Raw genomic sequence first — 18476 nt, forward strand, 5'->3', positions numbered from 1 at the left:
TGGGTAGACTGCTGGGGTGCCTTCCGTGACCACCCCGCCCGAGACCGCAGCCGCCCTGTGGAAGCCGATCCTGTTCCGCGCCGTCGTGGCGCTCGTGTTCGGGCTCGTCTCCGTCTTCTGGCCGGGCCTGGACCAGAAGCTCGGCGGGTCCGGGCCGAGCGATGCCCTCGTGGCCTACACGATCGCGGGCTACCTGGTCCTGACCTCTAAGGCGGCGTGGGACTTCGCCCAGGCCCCGGTGGTTCCGTCCCCGGTCCGCGGCTTCCTCGGCGGCGCCGCGATCGCGTGGTCGCTCGCCGCCGCCTACGTGATCTTCGTCCCCACCGCGGCCGGCGTGATCGCGGGCGCGGGCACGGCGCTCCTCGTCGCGGGCGTCGTCGAGGTCGCGGCGTGGGCCCGCCACCGGCGGGAGCTGGTCCCGGCCCGCGAACTGCTCATCACCGGCGTGATCGGCGCGGGGACGGGCGTCTCGCTCTACGTCGGCGGGTTCAACGGGCTCGACGCCCACGGGATCCTTGGCCTCGCCGGCGGCGGGGCCGTGATCATCGGCGTCTTCCTGGCCATCGCGGCCTTCGGCTACCGGCACGACGCCCGGCGCGCCTGAGCGCCGGTAGACTAGGGGGCATCCCCATCCCGTCAGGAGGCACATCCGTGGGCAGCAACCCGTCCAAGCCGCAGTGGCAGCAGAGCATCAAGGCGCCGCTGATCTTCTCCCTGGTCATGGGGCTGATCGCGGGCGTCACTGGTGCCGTCGCCGCCACTGGGGGATCGGACAAGGCCCTGCGGATCGACGTCGGACTCACGGCGTTCGGCATCGCCTTCATCGCCTGCCTGCTCGTGATCTCCGTGATGAGCATGGCGGGCAAGGAGAACCCCAAGGACATGGGCACCGGCTCCGGCGTGAACCGCTCCTCCGCCAACCCGGACCAGAAGCCCAAGGGCCACTAGCCGGCCGCGGCGGCCACCGCAGCTAGGGGCGTCCGCCCCACTCGCGCAGGAACTCCTCGCGCGTCATCTCCTCGAGGTCGCGGCGGATCAGGGCCACGAGGCCCTCGGCCTCGTCGATGTTGTTCCCCGTGATGCGCAGGACCTCTTCGTCGTTGTCGATCCGCCGCACCACGGCCGTCGCGCCCATGACGTCCGAACCGTCGCCGCCCAGCACGGCGTCCGCGAGCCCGACGACCCAGCGTCCGGCCGCCTTGAAGGCGCCGTCGTTGGCCCGCTCGAGGTCGACGTCGTAGTCCTCGGACGCGTGGTGCTCTTCGCCATTCGGGATGCTCATGTGCGTTCCTTCCGCCGGGCCCGGGCGCCTCGTCGGCCCGGATACCACCAGCATAGGACCCCCCTCAGCCGCGGCCGCGCCGGGCGCGGTAGGCGCGCACGTGTTCCCGGTTGGCGCAGTTGCCCGTGCTGCAGTAGCGCTTGGAGCGGTTGCGGGACAGGTCCAGCACCAGGTCGGTGCAGTCGGCTGCCGCGCAGACCCGGAGGCGGCCCAGCTCGCCCGTGCGGATGACGTCGACGATCGCCATGGCCGCCTCGACCGCCATGCGCTCCACGAGCGGCGCCTCCGGGATGGTCGCGTGCAGGTGGTAGTCCCACTGGTCGTGCCTGACGAGCTGGGGCAGGGCGCGCGCGTTGCGGAGGATCCGGTTCACGGCCTCGACCGCGTCGTCCTCCGTGGAGGTCCAGATCCCGCGGAGGACGCTGCGCAGCTGGCGGACGTCGCGCAGCTCGGAGGCGGTGTGCGTGCGGGAGCCCGTGAACTGCTCGCGCTCCAGGAAGGCGTCGAGGTCCGCGAGGGTCAGCAGGCCGTCCGCCCCGCCGGACTCCGTGTTGACGAGGTTCACGACACTCGCGAGCGCCACTTCCGTGTCAGGGGCAAACGTCATGATGACTCCTGTCGTTTCCGGCGAACCGGCCGTACCCTTAGGGTAAGCAGTATAACCTCCCACGCTCCTGACAACCGAGGCAGAACATGGCATCCACCGCTCCCGTCACCCTCCAAGCCACGCCGCGGCCGTCCCTGCGCGGCATCTGGATCGCCCTCTTCAGCTCGGCCGTCTTCGGGATCTCCGGCTCCTTCGCCAAGCCGCTCCTCGAGGCCGGCTGGACGAGTGGCGCGGCCGTCGGCGCCCGGATGTCCGGGGCGGCGCTCCTCCTGCTGATCCCCACGCTGTTCATGCTCCGCGGCCGCTGGGGGTCGGTGCTGGCCAACTGGCGCCCGATCCTGCTCTTCGGCGTCTTCGGGGTGGGCATCTGCCAGTTCGCCTACTTCCAGGCCGTCGAGCGGCTCAGCGTCGGCGTCGCCCTGCTGCTCGAGTACCTGGCCCCCGTCCTGATCGTCCTGACGCTCTGGGTCCGCACGCGCCGGCGGCCCCGCGGACTGACGATCGCCGGAGCCGCGCTCTCCCTCGGTGGCCTCGTCCTGGTGCTCGACCTCACCGGCGCCCAGCGGGTGGACCCGGTCGGCGTGCTCTGGGGGCTCGGCGCCGCCGTGGGCCTCGCCGTCTACTTCTTCATCACGGCCAAGGCGAACGACACGCTTCCGCCCCTCGTCCTGGCCACGGGCGGCCTGTTCGTCGGCGCCGTCCTGATGCTCCTGCTCGGCGCCGCGCGGCTGCTGCCGATGCGGGCCGTGTTCGGACAGGTCGAGTTCTCCGGCTTCGCCCTGCCCTGGTGGGCGGCGCTCGGCGGGCTCGTGCTCATGGCCACGGTGCTCGCCTACGTCTCCGGCATCATGGCGGCCCGTGCGCTCGGCACCAAACTGGCCTCCTTCGTCTCCCTCACCGAGGTGCTCTTCGCCGTGCTCTGGGCGTGGCTGCTGCTGCAGGAGCTCCCGGCCGCGATCCAGCTCCTCGGCGGCGCCCTGATCGTCCTCGGGGTCCTGCTCGTCCGGGCCGACGAGTTGCGCAGCGTGGGCTGACGACGCCGGCAGCCCCGCCGGGAAGGCGGGGCGGCCGGCGTCGCCCGGGAGCGCTCAGCCCCTCCGGGCCGGCTCGGGTTCCCGCCCGGGCTCGCGCCCGCCCGTGGGGCCGTCGACCGGGGCGGAGGCATCGGCGTCGTGCCTGGAGTAGTCCCCCGTGGCGATCGCGGCCTTGCGCTCCGCGGCCTCGGCGGAGAGGGCCAGCCCCTGGCCCGGGGCGTCGCCGTCCCGCATGAGCTCCTCGACGTCGACGCTGTCCGGGTTGTCCAGGACAAAGCGCAGGCGCTCCCGGTCCAGCGCCCCCGTCCAGCGGGCGATCACGAGCGTGCCGATGCCGTTGCCGGTCAGGTTGGTCAGCGCGCGGCCCTCGGACATAAAGCGGTCGATGCCGACGATGAGGGCCAGGCCCACCATCGGGATGATGTGGTCGAAGGCCGCGATCGAGGCGGCCAGCGTCACGAGGCCGGCGCCGGAGACGCCCGCCGCGCCGTTGGAGGAGACCAGCATGAACAGCAGCAGGCCGATCTGCGTGGCCAGCGGGACGTCGATCCCGAAGGCCTGGGCGATGAACATGGCGCCCATGGTCATGTAGATCGCGGTGCCGTCCAGGTTGAAGGAGTAGCCCGTCGGGATGGTCAGGCCCACGACGTGCTTCGGCGTGCCCGCGGCCTCCAGCTTGGTCATCATGCGCGGCAGCACGGTCTCCGAGGAGGAGGTGCCGAGCACGATCAGCAGCTCGTCCTTGATGTAGCGGATGTACTTGAAGATGCTGAAGCCCGACGCGTAGCAGATGGGGCCGAGGCACAGGAAGATGAAGATCAGGCAGGTCAGCCAGAAGGACCCCATGAAGAACGCGAGGTTTCCGAGGATCTCGTGGCCGTGCTTGCCGATCGTGAACGCGATGCCGCCCATGGCGCCGATCGGGGCGACCCACATGACCATCTTGATCACGCCGAACATGACCTTCGCGAAGACGTCGAGGGCACGCACCACGGGCTTGCCGCGCTCGCCGAGCATGGCGATCGCGACGGCGGTGAGGATGGCGAGCAGGAGGACCTGCAGGAGCTGTCCGTCGACGAACGCCGACATGAACGAGGTCGGCACGAGGCCCAGGACGAAGTCGGAGATCCCGGAGCCGGCGACGGCGCCGGCGGACTCGATGGTCGCGTCCGCCGCGGAGCCGTCGAAGGAGGCGACGTCGTAGTTCAGGCCCGCGCCCGGCTTGAACAGGTTGATCGTGACGAGGCCGAGGCCGAGGGCGATCACGGTGGTGATGTTGAAGTAGACCACGGTGCGCAGCGCGAGGCCCCCCGCCTTGGCCAGGTTGCCCAGGCCGGCGATGCCGACGACGACGGTCGCGAAGATCGTCGGGGCGATCACGACCTTGACGAGGTTGATGAACAGGGTGGCGAGCCAGCGCATTTGCTCGCCGACGGCCGGCCAGACGACGCCGATCACGATGCCGACGGCGATGCCGATCAGGACCCACACGTAGAGGTGCGAGTACCAGGGCTTCTTCTTTTTCTGCTGGACGGTGGGGGAGGACATGGTCGGGGCCTTTCACGCGGCGTTGCATGTAGGTTGGGTCACATCCACTCTGGGCGCCGTGGTGTGATGTGACCACGGGCACACTGGATTCTTAAGGTTGTCTTAACGTAGGGGAGGTGGCGGCCGTGGGGTACGACGACGGCGGGGCCGGCGGTCCGCGCCCGACCCGCCGCAGCCTCCTCGCGGGCCTGCTCGCGCTTCCCCTCGCCGCGTCCGGCTGCGCCAACGGCACCGAGCGCCCGGGGCGGACCCTGCGTCTCGCGACCGGACCGGAGGGGGCGGTGTACCGCGAGATGGGGCAGGCGCTCGCCGGACTGCTCAACCGGAAGTGGGGCGCGGGGAGTGTGGAGGTCGTCTTCACCGACGCCTCGCAGGAGAACATCCGGCTGCTGAACACGGGCCAGGCGGAGATCGGCTTCGTCAACACGGACACCGGTGCGGAGCAGGGACCCGGGCTGCGGGCGCTCGCGCGCGTCTATGACTCCGTGATGCACTGCGCCGTCCGCGTGGACTCGTCCGTCCATCGGCTCGCCGACGTCGACGGCCTCGTCGTGGCCGGCGGGCAGGACGAATCCGGGACCCGGTACACGCTCGGCCGGCTGCTGGAGCGGGCCGGCACCTCGGTCGAGCTGCGCACCATGACCCAGAGCGAGTCGGTCCGCGCCCTCCTGGACGGCGGGGTCGACGCCCTCTTCAGCCTCACGGGGATGCCGACGCCCGCGCTGCAGGAGGCCGTGCGCGCCGGGAGGATCCGGCTCGTGGACCTCGCCGACGAGGCCGCGGACGTCGTCGCCGCGTTCCCGCTCGAGTACGTGGCCGTCACGATCCCCGCCGTCACCTACGGCACGCCCGAGCCCGTCGGTGCGCTCGGGGTCCCGACGCTGCTCGCCGTGCACGGATCCATGGAGGACGCCGAGGCGCACCTGCTCACGGCGGCGCTGTACGACGTCGCGGCGGAGCTGTCCACGATCCGCCCGGAGGCGCTGCAGATCTCGAAGACGTTCGGCATTGCCACGGTTCCGCTGCCGCTGCATCCCGGGGCGCGGGCCTACTACCAGGAGTCCAAGCCGTAGTGCCTCAGGCCCCCGGGGCCCTCCGCGGCAGCCGGATCCGGGCCACCAGGCCGGTCCCGCCGCCCGCTGGCGGCGACTCGAGCTCGAGCGATCCGCCGACGTCCCGCACGGACTGCTCCACGATCTGCAGTCCGAGCCCCGTTCCGGGGATGTTCTGGTGGGCGGGGGAGCGCCAGAACCGTCCGGTGGCCTGCGCTGCCTCCGCCGGGCTCAGCCCCCGCCCGTCGTCGGCGACCTCGATCACGTAGTCCCCGCGCCCGCTCCGGCCGGTCACCCCCACGCGGGTCCCGCCCGAGAGCCGCAGCGCGTTCTCGACGAGTTCGTCGAGGACCTGGGCCAGGCCGCCGGTGGGTTCGGCGACGCCGGACGCCGGCTCGATGGCGGCGCTGAACCCGAAGCCGCGCGCCGCCGCGGCCGCGGCCCACAGCTCCTCGCGTCCTCCGAGGCCGGCGGAGGTGTCCACGGCCCCGGTCGCCACGGGCCCCGCCTGCGTCGCGGCGAGCATCGATTCGACGAGGGCGCCCATGCGGTCCAGCTCCTGGACAGCCTCCCGCTGGATCTCCCGGCCGTCGTCCGTGGTGAGCTCGGGCTCGAGGTTCTCGACGGCGAGCCGCACCGCGGTCAGTGGCGTGCGCAACTGGTGGGAGGCGTCGTGGACGAACTGCTCCTGGCGGCGGAACGTGTCCTGCACGGAATGCGCCATGCGGTTGAACGTCCCGGCGAGGGCACGGAGCTCCGGTGGCCCGGCGTCGCCGCGGGCGCGCGCCCCGAGCTCGCCGACGGCCACGCGGTCGGCGGCGGCCGCGAGCGTCCGGATCGGCTTGAGCACCCAGCGGCTGAGCGGCCAGAGAATCCAGACGGCGGCGGTCATGGCGGCGGCGAGGACGACGGCGGCGCGGAGCCACCCCTCGAGCACCGCGTCCTTCACCCGGGTCGTGGGCACCTCGATCACGAGGGCGGCGGTGACCTGGGAGTCGATCCCCACGGGTGCGGCGACGTAGACGGCGTCCGGGCCCCACGGCCAGAGCACGCCGCCGACCTGGGGCAGCTGTCCGGCCAGCGCCGCGTCGATCGTGCCCGAGGCCCCGGCCGGGAGGGCGCCGCCGCCGTGCGCGTGCAGCACCTCCCGTTCCCGGTCCACGACCCAGACGGGCGAGCCGAAGAGCTCGGCGTAGTCGTCGAGCTCGCGTTCCAGCCTGACGCCGTTGTCCGCCGTGAGCGAGTGCAGCGTGGCCATGGCGAAGCGGGTGGCGTCGGCGATCCTGTCGTTTGCGAGCGCGGTGGAGTGCCGCTCGGCGATGGCCGTGGCCCACGGGATGCCGATCGCGGCCATGAGGGTCAGCAGCAGCGGCAGGGCCAGTAGGATCAGCCGGCGGGTCATGGCGCGGGATCCGCGTCGCCGAGCCGGTAGCCGAGGCCCCGGATCGTGGTGATGACGGCGTAGCCGCGCAGCTTGGCGCGCAGGGCGGCCATGTGGGTGTCGAGGCTGCGGGACGCGCCGGCGTCGGGCACGGTCTCCCAGACCGACTCGATGAGGAACTCCCGGGGCACCGCCTCCCCACCGCTCGCGGCGAGGAGCGCGAGGATCGCCGATTCCTTGGCGGTCAGGGGTACGACGCCGGCGCCCGCCTCATCGACCAGCTCCCGCGCCGCCGTGCGGAGGACGAGCGGGCCGACGGGGTGCTCGGCACCGTCGCGGGCGGCGGTCGCCGCGCGTGCGGCGAGGGTGCGCCGGGAGACGGCCTCGATGCGTGCCAGGAGCTCGGCGACGCTGAACGGCTTGACGACGTAGTCGTCGGCCCCGGCCCGCAGGCCGACGACCCGGTCCTGTTCCCGCCCGTGGGCGGTGACGACGATGACGGCGGTGGCGGGGTGGGAGCGCAGGGCCTTGACGACGGCGGTGCCGGAGCCGTCGGGCAGGCCCAGGTCGACGAGCGCGATGTCCGGGGCTCCCTCCGCGATCCGCTCGAAGGCGTCGGCGACGGTGGCCGCGCGGACCACGTGGTACCCGGCCCGGGTCAGGGCGCGCGAGAGGCCGCGGGCCACGCCGTCGTCGTCCTCGCACACCAGTACGCGCATGGCTCCAAGATAGCGCGCCCCGCGCCCGGGCTACCGGCCGAAGCGGCGCAGGCGGAGGCTGTTGGCCACCACGAGCACGGAGCTCGCGGCCATCGCGGCCCCGGCGAGCATCGGGTTCAGCAGCCCGAGCGCGGCCACGGGGATCCCGAGCGTGTTGTAGAGGAACGCCCAGAACAGGTTGACCTTGATGGTGCGCAGGGTCCGCCGCGAGAGCTCGATCGATTGCGCGACCTGTCCCAGTTCGCTGCCCATGACGGTGATGTCCGCGGCTTCGATGGCCACGTCCGTCCCGGAACCCATGGCGATGCCGAGGTCTGCCCGGGCGAGCGCGGGGGCGTCGTTGACTCCGTCGCCGACCATCGCCACGACCGCGCCGGCTTCCTGCAGGGTGCGCACCGCGTCGACCTTGCCCTCGGGAAGCACCTCGGCGAACACCGCGTCCGGGTCGATCCCGACCTCGGTGGCCACCTGGCGGGCCACTGATTCGTTGTCGCCGGTGAGCAGCACGGGCCGCAGCCCGAGCGAGCGCAGCCGCTCGATCGCCGCCTTCGAGCCGGGCTTGACGGTGTCGCGCAACTGGAGCAGCCCGGCGGGTTCGCCGTCGACGGCAAGCAGCACCGCCGTCGTGCCCTCCGCCTGGGCGGCGGCGAGCGCCGCCGCCTGCTCCGGGGCGAGTACGGCTCCGTTCCCGGCGAGCCACGCGGCCTTGCCGACGACGACGGTGCTGCCGCCGACCGTGCCGCGCACTCCGCCGCCTGGGGTGGAGGCGAAACCGGAGACGGGCTCGGTGTCGCCGGCGGCGGCCACGATGGCGCGGGCGATCGGGTGCTCGGATCCCGCTTCGACGGCCGCGGCGAGCTCCAGGACGCGCTCGGGGGAGAGGGCGCCGAAGGACTGCGTGCCGGTCAGGGACAGCTCGCCGGCGGTCACGGTGCCGGTCTTGTCCAGCACCACGGTGTCCACGCGGCGGGTGTCCTCGAGGACCTGCGGGCCGCGGATCAGCAGGCCCAGCTGGGCGCCGCGGCCGGTGCCGACCAGCAGGCCCACAGGCGTCGCGAGGCCCAGGGCGCACGGGCAGGCGATCACGAGCACGGTCACGGCCGCCGTGAACGCCGGCTGCAGGCCGCCGCCGAAGGCCATCCAGGCGATGAACGTGGCCACGGCGATGACCAGGACGATCGGCACGAACACGGAGGAGATGCGGTCCGCGAGCCGGGCGATCGGCGCCTTGCCGGTCTGCGCCTCCGAGACCAGGCGCCCCATCTGGGCCAGCGTCGTGTCCCGGCCCACGCGGGTGGCCCGGACCAGGAGGCGGCCGGAGGTGTTGATCGTGGCGCCCGTGACGGCGTCGTCGGGTCCGACGTCGACCGGTACCGATTCGCCCGTGATGAGCGAGGCGTCGACGGCGGAGTGCCCGTCGAGGACGTATCCGTCGGTGGCGATCTTCTCGCCCGGCCGGACCACGAGCGTCTCGCCCGGCACGAGGTTCGCCGCGGGGACCCGGACTTCGCGCCCGTCGCGGAGCACCGTGGCCTCCTTGGCCCCGAGGTCCAGGAGCGTCTTCAGTGCGTCCCCGGCGCGCGACTTCGCGCGGGCCTCGAGCCAGCGGCCGAGCAGCAGGAACGTGGCGACGACGCCGGCGGTCTCGAAGTAGAGCTGGTGGGCGGACATGTCCATGTCCATGCCCGCCATCCCGTCGTGGGCCGTGAGCTGCGGGTCGGCGACGAGCTGCCACACGGAGAAGAAGTAGGCGGCCAGGACGCCGATCGACACGAGCGTGTCCATCGTGGACGCGCCGTGGCGCGCGTTGACCGCGGCGGCGCGGTGGAAGGGCCAGCCGGACCACAGCACCACCGGCGTGGCGAGGGCCAGGGCGACCCAGCCCCAGTGCGGGAACTGGGCGCCCGGGATCATCGAGATGACGAAGAGCGGGAGCGTGAAGACGGCGGCGACGACGAGGCGCGGCCTCAGCTCCTCGGCGGAGCCTCCGTGGCCCAGGTGGTCCGTGCCGGCGTCGTGGTCGTTCCCGTGTCCGCCGCCCTCGTGCCCCGCCGGGTGCCGGTCCGCCTTGACGCTCGCGCGGTAGCCGGCGGCATTGACGGTGTCGACGAGTTCGTGGTCGCTGACGTGGGCCGGCACGGTGACCCGGGCCGATTCGAGCGGCAGGTTCACGAGCGCCTCGACGCCGTCGAGCGTGCCGAGCTTGCGTTCCACCCGGTTCACGCAGGAGGCGCAGGTCATGCCCTGGATGTCCAGCTCGACGACGCGCTGGCCGCCGGGCTGCGGCTGCGCGGCCGGGCCGGTGGTGTCCGTGTTCATGGTGGTGCTCCCTTCGTTCGGGGGTGTCCGGGCGGTGCCGCGGTTCAGGCGTGGTTGCCGACCACCGTGTAGCCGGCCTCGGCGACGGCCTCGGAGACCGTGGCCTCGTCGAGCGGTCCGGCGGAGACCACGGTGGCCGTGGAGACGCCGCCCGCGTTGAGTTCCACGGTGACGTCCTCGACGCCGTTGATGGCCTTGATCTCCTCGGTGACGGAGGCGACGCAGTGGCCGCACGTCATGCCGTCGATGCTGACGGTGAGCGTGTTGTTCATGGTGTTCCTTCCGGGGTCAGCGCAGCAGGCGGCCGATGGCGGCCGATGCCTCGCGGACCTTGTCGTTGACGATGTCCGGGTTTCCGGTTTCCTGGGATTCGTGGGCGGCTCCGACGACGCAATGGGCGATGTGTTCCTCGACCAGGCCGAGGCTCACCTTGTGCAGGGCCGCGTTGACGGCGGAGATCTGCGTCAGGATGTCGATGCAGTACTTCTCCTCGTCCACCATGCGCGCGATGCCGCGGACCTGCCCCTCGATGCGGCTGAGCCGCTTGAGCAGGGCGTCCTTGTCCGCGGAGTAGGCGTGGTCGCGCAGCGGATCGGCGGGCGTCGTCGTGCTTTCCATGCCTCGAGCATACCCCTCTGGGGTATAAAGTCAAGTACCCCTAGGGGGTATCAGGCAGGGTGCCCGTTGCTAAGCTGGCACGCGTGTCAGCCAACCAGTTCTCCGTCCGCACCATCACCGTCGACGAACACCGCTCCTTCATAGCGGACCGCCCCGGAACGAGCTTCCTCCAGTTGCCGGCCTGGGCGCGCGTCAAGGCGGACTGGCGGGCCGAGCACCTGGGCTGGTACGACGCCGGAGGCGCCCTCCGCGGCACGGCGCAGGTCCTGCACCGGCCCACCCCGGTGGTGAAGTGGACCCTCGCCTACCTGCCCGAGGCGCCCGTCCTGGACTGGGAGGCAGCCACCGTCGCCGAGGTCGCCGCGCCGATGCTCGCGCACTTCAAGCGCCATCGCGTCTTCCTGGTCCGCATGGGCGTTCCCCTGCTGCAGCGCGGCTGGAAGGGCGCGGCCGTCCGCAAGGCGCTCTCCGGCGGCGGCCACGCGGTGATGGGTGAGCTCGATCCCGCGATGGAGGACCCGCAGGCGCCCCTCGTCGCCGCCCAGCTGCGCGCCGCCGGCTGGCGCAAGCAGGATGCCGGCGTCGACTTCGCCGCGGGCCAGCCCGAGTTCCAGGCGCGCATCCCGCTCGTGGCGGCAGACGGCTCCCGTCTCGACCTCGACGGCGCCCTCGCCCAGATGAACCAGAACGCCCGCCGCGAGGCCAAGCGCGCCGCGTCCGGCCCGCTCGAGGTCGAGGCGCTGGGTGCCGAGGGCGTGGAGCGCTTCCACGCGCTCTACCGCGAAACGGCAGAACGCGACGGATTCACGGGCCGGCCGGCCGGCTACTTCACGCGCATGATCACCGAGCTCAATGCCGACGCCCCCGGGAGGTGCACGCTCTACATCGCCTCCCACGAGGGCCGCGACCTCGCGGCGGCCATCCGCGTCCACAGCGGGTCCGGCGCCTGGTACGTCTACGGTGCCTCCAGCGCGGCCGAGCGCAAGCTCTTCGCCCCCAAGGCGCTCATCCACCGGATGCTGGGCGATTCGATCGCCGAGGGCTGCGACTACCTCGACCACGGCGGGGTCTCCGCGACCTTGGACAAGGAGCACCACCTCGCGGGCCTGACGCTGTTCAAGGCGACGCTGGGCTGCGACGTCGTCCAGACGCTGGGCGAGTGGGACTACCCGCTCAACCGCCCGCTCGCCGCGGCCTTCGACTTCTACATGAAGAAGCGCTCGAAGCACTGAGGGAGCGCTACCGCGCGTGGATCGTCTCCAGCACGGCCGATGCCCGCTGAGCGAGTTCGCGGGGAACGGGCGCGCTGCCGGCCGCCTCGGCCGCGATCTGCTGCCCGTCGGCGCTGAGCGCATGGAGCCCGAATTCCCGCGCCAGCTCGGCCATCTCCGCGTCCTCGTAGGAGCGGCAGAAGATCTGGTAGGAGACCAGGACCAGCGGGTAGGCGCCTTCCGCCGTGGTGGTGCGGTCCAGGTGGAGCGCGAAGTCCTCCTCGCCCCGGCCCGGGGCGGGTGAGGATGCCGCGACGGCCCGGCCCGCGGCGTCGGCGCCGACGGCCACGAAGCCGTCCCCGACCTTGATCCGCGCCTTGCCGGAGTCCCTGCCTACCACGGAATCGTCGACGTAGCCGATCGCGCCCGCGGTGCGGGTGATCGTGCTCATGACGCCCGCGTTGCCCTGGGCGTTCTCGCCCGCGACCGCTGCGGGCCACGAACCGCTGGGATCGTGCGGCCAGTGGTTCGGCGCCGTCTCGTGCAGGTACTCGGTGAAGTTCTCCGTGGTGCCGGAGTCGTCGGCCCGGTGCACGGCGCTCACGCGCAGGTCCGGGAGCTCGACGCCGTCGTTGAGCGCGGCGATCGCCGGGTCCTGCCAGTGGGTGATCTCCCCGCTGAAGATCTTCGCGATGGTCTCCGGGTCCAGGTCGACCTCCCGGATGCCGGGGAGGTTGAACGCGAGGGCGATGGGCGCGATGTAGGTGGGCACGTTGACGGCGCCATCGGGCCCGCAGAAGCCCGTGGCCTCCTCCATCTGCGCCTCGCCCAGGAATGCATCGGAGCCCGCGAAGGCCACGCCGCCGGCCAGGAACGCGGCCCTCCCGGCACCGGACCCGGCGGGGGAGTACTGGATGTTGACGTCGGGGTTCAGGGACGTGAAGTCGGCGATCCAGGCGGACATCGCGGCACCCTGGGCCGAGGATCCGACGCCGGTCAGGGTGCCGGAGAGGTCCGAGGAGTTGGCTTCCGCCGCGCGGCGTTGCTCCTCGCCGAGCGGATAGTCGGAGCCGCAGGCGGTGAGGGCCAGAAGGGCGGCCAGGCCTGCGGCGGAGGCAGTGGTACGGGCGGTCGCGCGGTAGGGCATGGCCCCGAGTCTACGTGCCGTTCACCGTCCGTTTCCCTCTTGGTAGACATCGGGGATCCCGTCCTCGTCGGCGTCGACCGCCTCGGCCTCCGCGATCTTGCGGTAGCGGCGGTTGCGGGTGGAGAGCACGGCCGCGGCGAGCCCCGCGGCGGTGAGGGAGGCGAGGAAGATGGCGACCTTTGCGTGGTCGTTCTCCTGCGTCCCGGCGCCGAAGCTGAGTTCGGCCACGAGCAGGGACACGGTGAAGCCGATCCCTGCCAGGAGGCCGACGCCGGCGAGGTCCACCCAGCGGATGTCCTCCGCGAGCGAGGCGCGGCTCAGGCGGGTCGTGAGCCACGTGGTGGCGAGGATGCCCACCGGCTTGCCCAGGACGAGTCCGGCCACGATCCCGAGCGCGACCGGATCGGCGAGCGAGGCCGAGAACCCCGTCCAGCCGCCAATGGCGACGCCGGCGGAGAAGAACGCGAAGACCGGGACCGCGAAGCCCGCGGACAGGGGGCGGAAGCGGTGCTCGAAGACCTCGGCCAGCCCGGGTCCCGGCTCCCCGGGGTGCCCGGCACCGGCGTCGTCCGCCGTCCTCTTGCGGTGCAGCACGGGGACCGCGAAGCCCAACAGGACCCCGGCGATCGTCGCGTGGATCCCGGAGGCGTGGACCAGCGCCCACACCACCGCGCCGAGTGGCAGCAGCAGGAACCAGGCCGCGCCCGGCCGCACATGGAAGAACGTGCGGTGTCGTTGCGCCAGGAAGGCGTAGAGGAGCAGCGGCGGGACGGCCCAGGCGAGCGGGGCGAGCTGCAGCTCGGAGGTATAGGCGACGGCGATGATCGCGATCGCGATGAGGTCGTCGACGACGGCGAGGGTCAGCAGGAAGATCCGCAGCGTGGAGGGCAAGTGCGAGCCGATGATGGCCAGGACCGCCACCGCGAACGCGATGTCCGTCGCGGCCGGGATCGCCCAGCCGCGCAGCCCCGCCGGGTTGGACCAGTTGACGGCCGCATAGACCAGCGCGGGCACCGCCACGCCGCCCAACGCGGCGGCCACGGGCACCAGGGCTCGGCGCGGATCACGCAGCTCCCCCGCCACGAACTCTCGCTTGAGCTCGAGGCCCACGAGGAAGAAGAACACGGCGAGCAGCCCGTCGGCCGCCCAGGCGCCGACGCTCAGCTCCAGGTGCCAGGGGGCGTAGCCGAACTCGAGGTCCCTCAGGGCGAAGTAGTGCTCCGCCCAAGGTGAATTGGCCCAGACGACGGCCGCGGTGGCCGCCGCGACGAGCAGGATCCCGCCGACGGTCTCGCGGCGCAGGAGCTCGCCGACGCGGAGGGCCTCGGCGTAGCTCCCGCGGAGCGGGAAGACGGAACGCGATGCGGGGCGGGGTGAGGGGTCGGTGGATGGCATGGGTCTCCCGGGTGGGCTCGGCAAAGAAACATGCCGACCAGACTTCCCGGCTCACCTGGTCCACCACCTTACACGGCCGTCGCACCGCGCCCCTTACGTTCGGGCACGCGGAGTCCTAGAGTGGCGGTACGCACCCATTCACGGGAGGTTGTCATGGGCGAATACCGCACCTACACGGACGCCGAGAAGGCGTCCTACGTCGCACCGGCCTGCGAACGCTGCGGGCAGCACCGGCACATCGTCTGGGAGGACAAGGGCGCCTCGGACGCGCACTGGGTCCCCCGCGACGCCGGCTGCTCCAACGAGGCCTGCACGGGATAGCCGGGCTCCGGCGTCGTTCCCGCTACTGCGGAGCGCCGCCGGAGAAGTCCATCCAGGCGAGCTCCCAGACGTGGCCGTCCGGGTCCGTCACGGCGCCGCCGTACATCATTCCCGGCACCTCCTCGGCGGGCTGGCGGTAGATCGCGCCGCCGGTGGCGGCCGCGGTCTCGGCGAGCCGGTCCACCTCCTCCACGGAGGCGCAGGAGAGCGCGTTGAGCATCTGCTTGGATCCCTCGCCGAACGCCGCGACGTCTCCGCCGCGCAGGAACGACGAGTAGAACGCCTCCTTGAGCACCATGACGAAGATCGAGTCGCTGATCATCCAGGAGCTCGCGTTCTCGTCGGAGAAGTCGGGGTTCTTGGTGAAGCCGAGCGCTCCGTAGAACGCGTCGGAGCGCTCGAGGTCGCGCGTGGGCAGGTTGACGAAGATCATGCTGGGCATGGCGGTCCTTTCCCGGGGCGCCGGGCGGACCCCCGGCGCGGACGCGTCCAGCCTTCCACTCCCGGACCCTCCTGCCAAGGTCCATGCGGCCCCGATCTGCCCTAGACTGTGCCGTAGACCACACCAGCATCCCGGCGCCCGGACCGCGGGCACCGACCCCAGCGCAGCGGAGGATGCCAGATGCCGATCGCCACGCCCGCCTCGCGGACGCTGCAGCGCCGCGCCCAGGCCGCCCACGCAGTGCTGGGCCAGGGCGGTGCCCTCGACGGCCTGCGCCCCGTGGTGCGCGACTCGTGGCAGCGGTCCCTGGCCGTGCTTCCCGATCCGGACCATGTGGAACCCGTCCTCGGCCTCGCCGGCCCTGAGTTGGCCGCGTACCGGTCCGGTCACCGGCTCGCCGGCGTGATGCCCGTCTTCGAACGCCTCCTCATCCAGCCCGCGCGGGACACCGGCCTGCTCGTGGCCGTCGGCGACGAGGCCGGACGGCTCCTGTGGGTCGAGGGGGATCCGGAGGCCGTGCGCCGGGCCGAGGCCATGGCGTTCGTGCCGGGAGCCGACTGGTCCGAGCGCTCCGTGGGAACCTCCGCCCCCGGGACGGCGCTGGCGACCGGCCGGGGCGTGCAGGTCAGCGGGGCCGAGCACTTCAGCCGCATCGCGCACCGCTGGAGCTGCACCGCGGTGCCCATTACGTGTCCCGTGACCGGGCGGATCCTCGGCGTCGTGGACCTGACCGGCAACGCGGATGCCGTCGCGGCGCATTCACTCTCGCTCCTGCACGCGGCCGTCGCCGCCGCCGAGGCCGAGCTGCGGCTGCAGGAACCGGCGACCGCTTCCGCGCCCCCTCCGGCGCGTGGTGGCGCGTGGAGCGGCGGTTGGTCAGCCGGCGCCGGCGGTGGCACCGCACGGACGTTGCGGCTGCGCGTCCTGGGGCATGACGACGGACTCCTGTCCCGTGATGGCGCCGAGCTGCGTCTGGGCGGGCGGCACTCGGAGATCATGACGCTGCTCGCGTGGCACGGCGGTGGCCTGCGGGCCGACGAGCTCGCGGCGGCCCTGTTCGGTGATGCAGGCCAGGCGGTGACATTGCGCGCGGAGATGGTCCGCCTCCGCCGCGCGCTCGCCGCGTGGAGCGGTCCGGGGGCCGCGCCGGAGCTGGCGTCCAAACCGTATCGCCTCGACGCCTCCGTGGACCTGGACGCCCGGCTCGTGCTGGAACGGCTCGCCCAGGGTCGTCATGCGGAGGCCCTGGCCATGTACGGCGGCGAGTTGCTCCCGCGGTCCGAGGCTCCCGGAATCGCCCGGATCCGGGCCGAGGTCTCGGCCGCGCTCCGCGAATCCGTGGTGGGCGATGCGGGGCCGGACGAGCTCCTGGCCTACCTCGATCTTCCGGAAGCCGCGGACGACGCCGATGCCTTGGCTACGGCGCTTCAGGTCCTTCCGCGGCGCTCGCCCCACAGGGCGTTCGTGGTGGCGCGGTTGGAGCGACTGCAGCAGGTGGCCGGAGCAAGACGCGGCTAAGGTCCGCTGGACGGGGCGGCGCCGTTCCGCATGGAGAGGTTCCCACTTCTCGCCATCACGGCACGGCGTGTCCGCGCGACACGCCGTGTTTCGTGCGCCTGGCGGAGCGGGAAGTGGGAAGAAGTGTTGGCGCCATGATGCCGGCGGGCGGCCACAGGGCGCGGGCCGGTGGCGCAGGATGCTAAGGGCGGACCCTCATGCAACCTCGATGCAACGTCGCCGGGCGTAGCGTGACATACATCACGCAACGGCCGTTGCCGCGGCCGCAGCCGCAAGCAGGACCGGAGTCAACAAAGGAGTTGCCATGACCGTCTACGCCCAGCCAGGTACCGAGGGATCGATCGTCACGTTCAAGCCGCGCTACGAGCACTACATCGGCGGCGAATGGAAGGCGCCCGTCAAGGGCGAGTACTTCGAGAACGTCTCCCCGGTCACGGGCCAGGTCTTCACCGAGGTCGGCCGCGGCACGGCCGAGGACATCGAGGCGGCCCTCGACGCCGCCCACGGAGCCGCCCCCGCCTGGGGCCGGACCAGCCCCGCCGAGCGCGCGCTCGTCTTGCACCGGATCGCCGACCGCATCGAGGAGAACCTCGAGGTCCTCGCCGTCGCCGAGACGTGGGACAACGGCAAGGCCGTCCGCGAGACCCTCAACGCGGACCTGCCCCTCGCCGTCGACCACTTCCGCTACTACGCCGGCGCCATCCGCGCCCAGGAGGGCAGCCTCTCCCAGCTCGACGAGAACACCACGGCCTACCACTTCCACGAACCGCTCGGCGTCGTCGGGCAGATCATCCCCTGGAACTTCCCGATCCTCATGGCCGTCTGGAAGCTCGCCCCCGCCCTGGCCGCCGGCAACGCCGTGGTCCTCAAGCCCGCCGAGCAGACGCCGGCGTCGATCCTGGTCCTCATGGAGATCATCGGCGACCTCCTGCCCCCGGGCGTCGTGAACATCGTCAACGGATTCGGCCTCGAGGCCGGCAAGCCGCTCGCCTCCAACAAGCGGATCCGCAAGATCGCCTTCACGGGCGAGACCACCACCGGCCGGCTCATCATGCAGTACGCCTCCGAGAACCTGATCCCCGTGACGCTCGAGCTCGGCGGCAAGAGCCCCAACATCTTCTTCGAGGACATCGCCGCCGCGGACGACGCGTTCTACGACAAGGCCCAGGAGGGCTTCACGATGTTCGCGCTCAACCAGGGCGAGGTCTGCACCTGCCCATCCCGCGCGCTCGTCCAGGACTCCATCTACGACCGCTTCCTCGGCGACGTCACGGCCCGGACCCAGGCGATCGTGCAGGGCAATCCGCTCGACACGAACACCATGATGGGCGCCCAGGCCTCCAACGACCAGCTCGAGAAGATCCTCTCCTACATCGACATCGGCAAGCAGGAGGGCGCCAAGGTCCTCACAGGTGGTGCCCGGGCCGAGCTCGACGGCGACCTGGCCGGCGGCTACTACGTGCAGCCAACGATCTTCGAGGGCGACAACTCCATGCGGATCTTCCAGGAGGAGATCTTCGGTCCCGTCGTCTCCGTGGCCCGCTTCAGCGGCTACGACGACGCGCTGAAGATCGCCAACGACACCCTCTATGGCCTCGGCGCCGGCGTCTGGTCGCGCGACGGGGGCACCGCCTACCGTGCGGGACGCGAGATCCAGGCCGGCCGCGTGTGGGTCAACAACTACCACGCCTACCCGGCGCATGCGGCGTTCGGCGGATACAAGTCCTCCGGCATCGGACGGGAGAACCACCTGATGATGCTGGACCACTACCAGCAGACCAAGAACCTGCTGGTGTCCTACAGCCCCGACAAGCTGGGCTTCTTCTAAGCCCCGACGCCTGCGGCGGCGCTCCCGGCCGTCTCCCCCGACCGCCCCCATCCC

At 72.0% G+C, this 18476-nt stretch carries 19 protein-coding genes; 8 read left to right on the forward strand and 11 right to left on the reverse strand.

Annotated elements, in window-relative coordinates; translation table 11 throughout:
• Positions 1–16 precede the first annotated feature (16 nt).
• Entirely contained in the window at positions 17–604 is a 588-nt protein-coding gene (locus tag ACQ3I4_RS08035; protein WP_430633285.1) for a hypothetical protein, read from the forward strand.
• A gap of 47 nt (positions 605–651) precedes the next feature.
• Positions 652–948 carry a hypothetical protein gene (locus ACQ3I4_RS08040; RefSeq protein ID WP_430633286.1) on the forward strand — a complete coding sequence of 99 codons (297 nt, stop codon included), beginning with the start codon at positions 652–654 and terminating at the stop codon, positions 946–948.
• A 22-nt stretch (positions 949–970) separates the two neighbouring features.
• On the opposite strand, the gene ACQ3I4_RS08045 is transcribed toward ACQ3I4_RS08040, so the two are convergent.
• Together ACQ3I4_RS08045 and ACQ3I4_RS08050 are read right to left on the reverse strand one after the other, a co-directional pair.
• The gene (locus ACQ3I4_RS08045; protein WP_329861266.1) at positions 971–1282 is read right to left on the reverse strand and encodes a hypothetical protein; all 312 of its coding nucleotides are present in this window, start codon (positions 1280–1282) and stop codon (positions 971–973) included.
• Between the two features lie 64 nt (positions 1283–1346).
• Positions 1347–1889: a CGNR zinc finger domain-containing protein gene (locus ACQ3I4_RS08050; protein ID WP_430633287.1), complete on the reverse strand. Its 543-nt coding sequence runs from the start codon at positions 1887–1889 to the stop codon at positions 1347–1349.
• A gap of 86 nt (positions 1890–1975) precedes the next feature.
• Here ACQ3I4_RS08050 and ACQ3I4_RS08055 point away from each other — a divergent pair, with 86 nt between their 5' ends.
• Positions 1976–2923, forward strand: coding sequence for an EamA family transporter (locus ACQ3I4_RS08055; RefSeq protein WP_430633288.1), 948 nt, complete (start codon positions 1976–1978; stop codon positions 2921–2923).
• Positions 2924–2977: 54 nt separating this feature from the next.
• On the opposite strand, the gene dctA is transcribed toward ACQ3I4_RS08055, so the two are convergent.
• Positions 2978–4471, reverse strand: coding sequence for a C4-dicarboxylate transporter DctA (dctA, locus tag ACQ3I4_RS08060; protein ID WP_430633289.1), 1494 nt, complete (start codon positions 4469–4471; stop codon positions 2978–2980).
• 125 nt (positions 4472–4596) lie between these two features.
• Between dctA and ACQ3I4_RS08065 the strand changes: the two genes are divergently transcribed.
• Positions 4597–5544, forward strand: a complete 948-nt coding sequence (locus ACQ3I4_RS08065) for a TAXI family TRAP transporter solute-binding subunit (RefSeq protein ID WP_329861260.1) — start codon at positions 4597–4599, stop codon at positions 5542–5544.
• A gap of 4 nt (positions 5545–5548) precedes the next feature.
• Here the strand turns inward: ACQ3I4_RS08065 and ACQ3I4_RS08070 are convergent, their stop codons facing one another.
• From ACQ3I4_RS08070 to ACQ3I4_RS08090, 5 genes are read right to left on the reverse strand one after another with little or no spacing between them, the layout of a single operon-like run.
• A complete protein-coding gene (locus ACQ3I4_RS08070) occupies positions 5549–6925 on the reverse strand; it encodes an ATP-binding protein (RefSeq protein ID WP_430633290.1) in 1377 nt (458 codons plus the stop codon).
• A complete protein-coding gene (locus ACQ3I4_RS08075) occupies positions 6922–7623 on the reverse strand; it encodes a response regulator transcription factor (RefSeq protein WP_329861257.1) in 702 nt (233 codons plus the stop codon). Before ACQ3I4_RS08075 ends, ACQ3I4_RS08070 begins: the two co-directional genes overlap by 4 nt.
• 30 nt (positions 7624–7653) lie before the next feature.
• On the reverse strand, positions 7654–9942 hold the full coding sequence (locus tag ACQ3I4_RS08080) for a heavy metal translocating P-type ATPase (RefSeq protein ID WP_430633291.1): 2289 nt from the start codon (positions 9940–9942) through the stop codon (positions 7654–7656).
• A gap of 44 nt (positions 9943–9986) precedes the next feature.
• On the reverse strand, positions 9987–10214 hold the full coding sequence (locus ACQ3I4_RS08085; RefSeq protein WP_329861255.1) for a heavy-metal-associated domain-containing protein: 228 nt from the start codon (positions 10212–10214) through the stop codon (positions 9987–9989).
• 16 nt (positions 10215–10230) lie between these two features.
• Positions 10231–10560: a metal-sensitive transcriptional regulator gene (locus ACQ3I4_RS08090; protein ID WP_329861254.1), complete on the reverse strand. Its 330-nt coding sequence runs from the start codon at positions 10558–10560 to the stop codon at positions 10231–10233.
• An 83-nt stretch (positions 10561–10643) separates the two neighbouring features.
• On the opposite strand from ACQ3I4_RS08090, the gene ACQ3I4_RS08095 reads away from it, so the two are divergent.
• Positions 10644–11792: a lipid II:glycine glycyltransferase FemX gene (locus ACQ3I4_RS08095; protein WP_329861252.1), complete on the forward strand. Its 1149-nt coding sequence runs from the start codon at positions 10644–10646 to the stop codon at positions 11790–11792.
• 7 nt (positions 11793–11799) lie between these two features.
• Here the strand turns inward: ACQ3I4_RS08095 and pstS are convergent, their stop codons facing one another.
• On the reverse strand, positions 11800–12918 hold the full coding sequence (gene pstS / locus ACQ3I4_RS08100) for a phosphate ABC transporter substrate-binding protein PstS (protein WP_329861250.1): 1119 nt from the start codon (positions 12916–12918) through the stop codon (positions 11800–11802).
• Between the two features lie 21 nt (positions 12919–12939).
• A complete protein-coding gene (gene nhaA / locus ACQ3I4_RS08105; protein ID WP_329861249.1) occupies positions 12940–14313 on the reverse strand; it encodes a Na+/H+ antiporter NhaA in 1374 nt (457 codons plus the stop codon).
• A gap of 153 nt (positions 14314–14466) precedes the next feature.
• On the opposite strand from nhaA, the gene ACQ3I4_RS08110 reads away from it, so the two are divergent.
• A complete protein-coding gene (locus tag ACQ3I4_RS08110; RefSeq protein ID WP_329861247.1) occupies positions 14467–14634 on the forward strand; it encodes a hypothetical protein in 168 nt (55 codons plus the stop codon).
• 22 nt (positions 14635–14656) lie between these two features.
• Here the strand turns inward: ACQ3I4_RS08110 and ACQ3I4_RS08115 are convergent, their stop codons facing one another.
• Positions 14657–15076, reverse strand: a complete 420-nt coding sequence (locus ACQ3I4_RS08115; RefSeq protein ID WP_329861246.1) for a VOC family protein — start codon at positions 15074–15076, stop codon at positions 14657–14659.
• A gap of 180 nt (positions 15077–15256) precedes the next feature.
• On the opposite strand from ACQ3I4_RS08115, the gene ACQ3I4_RS08120 reads away from it, so the two are divergent.
• Positions 15257–16594, forward strand: a complete 1338-nt coding sequence (locus ACQ3I4_RS08120; protein WP_430633292.1) for a GAF domain-containing protein — start codon at positions 15257–15259, stop codon at positions 16592–16594.
• Between the two features lie 304 nt (positions 16595–16898).
• Complete coding sequence (gene exaC, locus ACQ3I4_RS08125; RefSeq protein ID WP_329861243.1) at positions 16899–18422, forward strand: acetaldehyde dehydrogenase ExaC; 1524 nt, start codon at positions 16899–16901, stop codon at positions 18420–18422.
• Positions 18423–18476: the final 54 nt, after the last annotated feature.

It is taken from the genome of Zafaria sp. Z1313, from assembly GCF_050563205.1.
In the GTDB taxonomy this organism is placed as follows: Bacteria; Actinomycetota; Actinomycetes; order Actinomycetales; family Micrococcaceae; genus JAZDCJ01.